Annotated in this window: 8 protein-coding genes; 2 read left to right on the plus strand and 6 right to left on the minus strand. The window is 66.2% G+C overall.

Going from position 1 to position 6092, the window contains the following annotated elements; translation table 11 throughout:
• Nucleotide 1: 1 nt before the first annotated feature.
• The 4 genes from ACFSX5_RS19235 to argJ are packed head-to-tail and all read right to left on the minus strand — an operon-like array spanning nt 2 to nt 2591.
• Nucleotides 2-196 (minus strand): Flp family type IVb pilin, encoded by a 195-nt coding sequence (locus tag ACFSX5_RS19235; RefSeq protein ID WP_386832571.1) that lies wholly within the window; start codon nt 194-196, stop codon nt 2-4.
• A gap of 10 nt (nt 197-206) precedes the next feature.
• A complete protein-coding gene (locus ACFSX5_RS19240) occupies nt 207-614 on the minus strand; it encodes a (deoxy)nucleoside triphosphate pyrophosphohydrolase (RefSeq protein WP_386832570.1) in 408 nt (135 codons plus the stop codon).
• Nucleotides 611-1357, minus strand: a complete 747-nt coding sequence (locus ACFSX5_RS19245) for a GNAT family N-acetyltransferase (protein WP_386832569.1) — start codon at nt 1355-1357, stop codon at nt 611-613. Before ACFSX5_RS19245 ends, ACFSX5_RS19240 begins: the two co-directional genes overlap by 4 nt.
• A gap of 1 nt (nt 1358) precedes the next feature.
• The gene (gene argJ / locus ACFSX5_RS19250; protein WP_386832568.1) at nt 1359-2591 is read right to left on the minus strand and encodes a bifunctional glutamate N-acetyltransferase/amino-acid acetyltransferase ArgJ; all 1233 of its coding nucleotides are present in this window, start codon (nt 2589-2591) and stop codon (nt 1359-1361) included.
• 184 nt (nt 2592-2775) lie between these two features.
• Here argJ and ACFSX5_RS19255 point away from each other — a divergent pair, with 184 nt between their 5' ends.
• Nucleotides 2776-3996 carry a PQQ-dependent sugar dehydrogenase gene (locus ACFSX5_RS19255; RefSeq protein WP_386832567.1) on the plus strand — a complete coding sequence of 407 codons (1221 nt, stop codon included), beginning with the start codon at nt 2776-2778 and terminating at the stop codon, nt 3994-3996.
• Nucleotides 3997-4041: 45 nt separating this feature from the next.
• Here the strand turns inward: ACFSX5_RS19255 and ACFSX5_RS19260 are convergent, their stop codons facing one another.
• Nucleotides 4042-4281 carry a hypothetical protein gene (locus ACFSX5_RS19260; protein ID WP_386832566.1) on the minus strand — a complete coding sequence of 80 codons (240 nt, stop codon included), beginning with the start codon at nt 4279-4281 and terminating at the stop codon, nt 4042-4044.
• A gap of 92 nt (nt 4282-4373) precedes the next feature.
• Between ACFSX5_RS19260 and ACFSX5_RS19265 the strand changes: the two genes are divergently transcribed.
• The gene (locus ACFSX5_RS19265) at nt 4374-4967 is read left to right on the plus strand and encodes a TetR/AcrR family transcriptional regulator (protein WP_386832565.1); all 594 of its coding nucleotides are present in this window, start codon (nt 4374-4376) and stop codon (nt 4965-4967) included.
• 25 nt (nt 4968-4992) lie between these two features.
• On the opposite strand, the gene ACFSX5_RS19270 is transcribed toward ACFSX5_RS19265, so the two are convergent.
• Nucleotides 4993-6092, minus strand: a 1100-nt coding sequence (locus tag ACFSX5_RS19270; protein ID WP_386835726.1) for a preprotein translocase subunit SecA, incomplete at its 5' end; no start/stop codon positions are given.

Raw genomic sequence — 6092 nt, forward strand, 5'->3', positions numbered from 1 at the left:
GTCAGCCGAGCTTGGCGGCCTGGGATCCGATCACGTTGGCGGCTCCGCCGGCGCCATAGCCCATCAGGTTGAACAGGGCGTCGCCGAACACCACGAAGCTGCTGATCAGGGCAACCGCGATCAACCCTGCAAGCAAGCCGTATTCGATCGCGGTGGCGCCAGTCTCGTCGGTGATGAAGGCGTGGAGCTTGGCCATGACTTGCCCTCTACAGCCGGTCGCGCAGGGCGAGGACCAGCGGTTCGTCGGCGGGGGGCATGGGGAAGGCGGCCATTTCTGCTGGTGTCACCCAAGCGAGAGCCGCGTGTTCCAGCGCCATCGGCGTTCCCTGCCATCTCCTGCAGGTGAACAGTGGCATCAACAGGTGAAAATTCTCGTAAGCATGGCTGGCGAAGGAATGCGCGACGAGGTCGGCCAGCGCGACGGTGATCCCGAGTTCTTCCTTGAGCTCACGCACCAGCGCCGCTTCGGGGCCCTCGCCGGGCTCGAGCTTGCCGCCCGGGAACTCCCACAAACCGGCCAATTGCTTGCCCTCCGGGCGCTGGGCGATGAGAATGCGATCCTCGGCGTCGATCAGGGCAGCGGCGGCAACGAGCAGCACGGGTCGGGTGCTCATGGGGTACCTTCGAGAACACGGTATTCGTAGTCATACCGACGGGCATAGCCGAGACGCCGGTAGAGCGCCTGGCCGGCAGTGTTGTCGGCGGCGACGTTGAGGGCAGCGAGGGTGGCGCCTTTGGCCTTGGCCCAGGCGAGACCGGACCGCATCATCGCCAAGCCGAAGCCCTTGCCGCGGTGCTCCGGGTGCGTAATCACGTTGCCGGTGATCACCACGCCATCGGCAATGTCCATCAAGGCCGAAGCAACGGGCTCCCCATCCTGAAAGAGCACGATGCCGTGTGCGGGCACCGTGATCGCGGCGAGCACGGCTGACATGCGCCGCGTGCGCTCGTCGGAATAGACTTGCAGCCTCTGCTGGGCCCGGATGAAGTCGGAATCGAGCGGCGAAAGGAGCCGCACCCGGGAATCCGGATCATGATGATCGAGCGGCATGGCGAAGACGTGGCTGTGGTCGGCGGCTGTCCAGCCACGGACGTCAAGCGCGGTGCGCAGCTTGGCGGGTGCCTGCGGCGTGAGGCGGAAGACCGGCTGCAGGCCGCGGGTTCGATGCCAGAGTGCGGCCTCCTCGATGCGGCGGTCGAGGTCCGCGTCGTCGGACGGATCGAAAGGCTGTACCGAGTTGGCGCGGTGGGTGTAGCCGCCGGAGGCGCGGCGCGCCCAGGAGCCATCCCATTCAACCTCGAGGCCGGGCCAGCACTGAAGCCCCGCGCGCTCGATGCGATCGACGAGCGAGTCCATCTCAGCTCCGGTAGTCGCCGTTGATGGTGATGTAGCCGTGGGTGAGGTCGCAGGTATAGACGGTCGCCCGGCCGTCTCCCAGCCCGAGGCTGACGGTGAGTTCAAGCTCCTCGCCCTTCATGTAGGCGCTGGTGGCGGCTTCGTCGTAGCCGGCGGCGCGTTCGCCGTTCCTGGCAACAAGAAGATCGCCGAAGCGGATGGCGAGCTTGTCGCGGTCGGCGGGCTCGCCGGCCTTGCCGACGGCCATGACGACGCGGCCCCAATTGGCGTCCTCGCCGGCGATGGCGGTCTTGACCAGCGGCGAGTCGGCGATCGACTTGGCGATGCGGAAGGCGGAGGCGTCGGAAACGGCGCCTTCGACATGCACCGACACCTGCTTGGTGGCGCCTTCACCGTCGCGGACGACGTGAATGGCCAGTTCGAACAGGACGTCGGAGAGGGCGGCCCCGAACACCTCGGCGCGCGGATCGTCCAGCGTCGTGAGAGGCTCCACCGCGGCCTTGCCGGTGGCGAAGGCGAGCAGGGTGTCGGAGGTCGAGGTGTCGCTGTCGACGGTGATGGCATTGAAGCTGGTCTGCACGTGCCGGGCGAGCAGTGCCTGCAGCACCTCGGCCGAAACCGGCATGTCGGTGACGACGAAGCTCAGCATGGTGGCCATGTCGGGCGCGATCATGCCCGAGCCCTTAGCGATGCCGTTGATCTTGACCTCTATGCCGTCGATCTCGACCACGGCACCCGACAGCTTGGGGTAGGTGTCGGTGGTCATGATCGCCTTGGCGGGCTCGATCCACGGGGTGGGGGCGAGGCGGGTAGCGGCCTGGTCGAGAACGCCGGCGAACTTTTCGGCGGGGAGGGGCTCGCCGATGACGCCGGTCGAGGCGAGGAAGATTTCGGCAGTGGAGCAGCCCAGTGCCCGGGCCGCGTAGTCGGCGGTCAGTTCGACGCTTTCGCGGCCCTTGACGCCGGTGAAGGCGTTGGCGTTGCCGGAGTTGACGACGAGGCCGCGCGCCTTGCCGCCCGGCAGGTGGGCGCGGCACCAGTCGACGGCGGCGGAGGAGCATTTGGAGCGGGTGAGCACACCGGCGGCAACGGTGCCCTCCTCAAAGGCCATCAAGAGCACGTCGGTGCGGTTCTTGTACTTAATTCCGGCTTCGGCGGTGGCAAAACGCACGCCCTCGATGGCGGGCAGGTCCGGGTAGGACTTGGGAGCAAGAGGGGAAACCGGATGGGCCATGATTTGCCTCGTTTGTCAGGCGCCGAACTGGCGCATGGGTGTGCATGAAAGCCAGCCGGTCCGCAAGCGCCTGCCAACGGTCTCGTGATCGTCCCGCGGGCAACGAACCGCGGACAGGGCGATTGGTCGATCATCATCCACCAATGGGCGCCGATCTGATGCGCCGCCAATCGGAGGTTCAGCCATGCGTATCACCGCGTCTCTTCTTGCCGGCACCATGTTGTCTGCCTTGCTGGTCACCCCAGCCTTTGCCCAAGCGGGACCCGTCGAGACGGCCGCACCCAATGCACCGGATCAGACTCCTGCTTTCGAAGGACAGAGCCGCGCCTCGCAGCCGGAGGTGCTGGCGGATGTCAGCACCGAAGTGGTAGCCGAAGGGCTGCCGCATCTGTGGGCAATGGAGTTCCTGCCCGACGGGCGCATGCTGGTGACGGCAAAGTCCGGCGTGCTGCACATCGTTACCCCGGAGGGCGAAGCCAGCGAGCCGATCAGCGGGCTGCCGGAAGTCGACCTTGTCGGCCAGGGCGGATTGCTCGATGTGGCCCTGGCGCCCGATTTCGAGAGCACGGGGCGCATCTATGTCTCCTATGCCGAGCCGCGCGAGGACGGCAATGGCACGGCGGTGGCAGCGGCGACGCTGGTTCTCGACGAGAATGGCGGCGGCAGCCTCGAAGACGTGGAGGTGATCTTCCGTCAGGAGCCCACCTATGACGGCGAGTTGCATTTCGGTTCGCGCATCGTGCCCACTGAAGACGGCAACCTCTACATCACCGTGGGTGAGCGTTCGGACGAGCCGATCCGCGATCAGGCTCAGGAACTGGCCAGCGGGCTGGGTAAGGTGTTCCGCATCGATCCGGAAGGCGAGGCGCTGCCGGACAACCCGTTCATCGACAATGATGATGCCCTGCCGGAGATCTGGAGCCTCGGTCACCGCAACGTCCAGTCGGCGACGCTCGATGGCGAGGGGCGGCTGTGGACGGTGGAGCACGGTGCCAAGGGTGGGGACGAGCTCAACCGGCCGCAACCGGGGCTCAACTATGGCTGGCCGGACGTGGCCTATGGCGTCAACTATGATGGCTCCACGATCGGCGAAGGGATCACCGCCAACGCCGAAACCGAGCAGCCACTCTACTATTGGGATCCGGTGATCGCACCCTCCGGCATGGCCTACTACGACGCCGACCTGATCCCCGAGTGGCAGGGTGCGTTCATCGTTGGTGGACTGGTGTCCCAGGGGCTGGTGGTGCTCCACATGGACGGCGACCGGGTGGCGTTCGAAGAGCGGGTGCCGCTCGAGGCGCGCGTGCGCGACGTGCGGGTCGGACCGGACGGCGCGGTCTATGCGGTGACCGAGAATCCGCGGGCAGGGTCCTCCACCATCGTGCGGGTTGCCCCCGAACAGTGAGTGTTCCGGCCACCCCCTCCCGGCGGAGGGGGTGGCTGATCCGGATCAGGCGGCGGCGGCGGGCTTGCGGCCGGTGATGAAGGCGCCGAAACGAGTCTGGATGAAGGGCATGACGAAGAACACCATGGTGAGCACCATCAGCGGCACCAGCAACAGGGTGCGCTGCCACATCTGCCAGCCGGTGGTGAGCGGGAACAAGGCGTAGATGTAGAGGGTGATGACCGGGTAGACGCCGAAGAACATCAACAGGGCAAGGCGCAGGCGGGAGGCGATGGAAGGCATCATTTGTCTCCTAAACGATACGTGCCGTTTCATAACGGAACGTAGCGTAACGATCAAGACTTTTTTCGCCCGCATGGCTGCGCTATCTATGCTGCATGGCTGACCCAGCAGACGATGATCGCCGCCGTTCGATCGGTGCCCGGCGCAATCCCGATACACAGGAGGCGATCCTGCAGGCGGGCGAGGCGATCCTGCTCGAAGAGGGTCCGGCGGCGTTTTCCATCGAGGCGGTGGCGCGGCGCGCCCGCGCCGGCAAGCCCACAATCTACCGGTGGTGGCCAAGCCGCGGCACTTTGCTGCTCGATATCTACCATCGCCAGAAGCCGCAGGCGCTGCACGGTCCGACGGATGACCTCGAAGGAGAGATCGCCGGGCTGATCGAGTGGCTCAGCGGCTATTGGCAGGGCAGCGCCGGTCAGGTGTTCCGGCAGGTGATCGCGGAGGCGCAGCGCGACCCGGCCTGTGCCGAACGGCTGCAGAGCTATGCAACGGAGCGGCGGGCGCATATCGGCGAGATGATCGAGCGGGCGATGGCACGCGGCGAGGTCGCGGATACGGTCGACCCGCTATTGGGCGCCGAGATGGTGCAGTCGCTGATCTGGCACCGATTGCTGACCGACCGGCTGGCGCTCGAGCCGGGGGAGGCACAGAAGATCGCCGCGCAACTGGTGCGAGGCCTCAAGCCGTAAGCGCGGCGCCCGGCCGGCGCGTTCCTCAGAACGCGCCGTGGCAGTGCTTGAACTTCTTGCCTGAGCCGCAGGGGCAGGGCGCGTTGCGGGAGACGCCGACCAGGAGCTTGGGGTCGATCGGCTTCAGGGGACCGGTGGGGATCGAGGCGTCGTCGCCCACCGCGTCGTTCTCGCCCGTGGTCGGATCGATATGGGTCTGCTGCAGGCCGGACAGGTCTGGTGCCGGCTGCGGCTCGGGGCGGATCTGCAGTTCCACATGGCTGAGCTGCTGGGTGACGCGCTCGCGCAGCGTGCCGAGCAGGTTCTGGAACAGCTCGAAGGCCTCCTGCTTGTACTCGTTGAGCGGGTCGCGCTGGGCGATGCCGCGCCAGCCCACGACCTTGGAGAGGTGGTCGAGGGTAGCGAGGTGCTCGCGCCAGAGGCCGTCGATCGACTGCAGCACGATGGATTTTTCCACCTGGCGCATGATGTCGGCCGAGTACTTCTCGCGCTTCTCGGCGGCCTTTGCGTCGGCAGCCTCCACCAGGCGTTGGGTGACGATCTCGGCGTCGATGCCTTCCTCGGCAGCCCATTCGGCCGCGGGAATATCGAGGTTGAGCAGGGATTTCGCCTCGGTCGCCATGAGCTCGACGTCCCACTGCTCGGGATAGGAGCGGGGCGGAATGGAGCGAGAAACGATCGCATCGACGACACCGTGGCGCATCTCGGTGACGGTCTCGCCGACATCCTCGGCGTCCATCAGTTCGAGACGCTGCTCGAAGATGACCTTGCGCTGGTCATTCATCACGTCGTCGTATTTCAGGATGTTCTTGCGGATGTCGAAGTTGCGGGCTTCGACCTTGCCCTGGGCGCGCTCGATGGCCTTGGTGACCCAGGGATGGGTGATGCTTTCGCCCTGCTGCAGTCCGAGCTTGCTCAGCATGGAATCCATGCTGTCGACCGGGAAAATGCGCATCAGGTCGTCCTGGAGCGACAGGAAGAAGGCCGAATGGCCCGGATCGCCCTGACGGCCGGAGCGGCCGCGCAACTGGTTGTCGATGCGGCGGGATTCGTGGCGCTCGGTGCCAATCACCATCAGGCCACCGGCCGCAAGGGCCTTCTCCTTGGCCTCAGCAATGGTGCGCT

It is taken from the genome of Devosia albogilva, from assembly GCF_042685625.1.
GTDB classification, from domain to species: Bacteria; Pseudomonadota; Alphaproteobacteria; order Rhizobiales; family Devosiaceae; genus Devosia; species Devosia albogilva.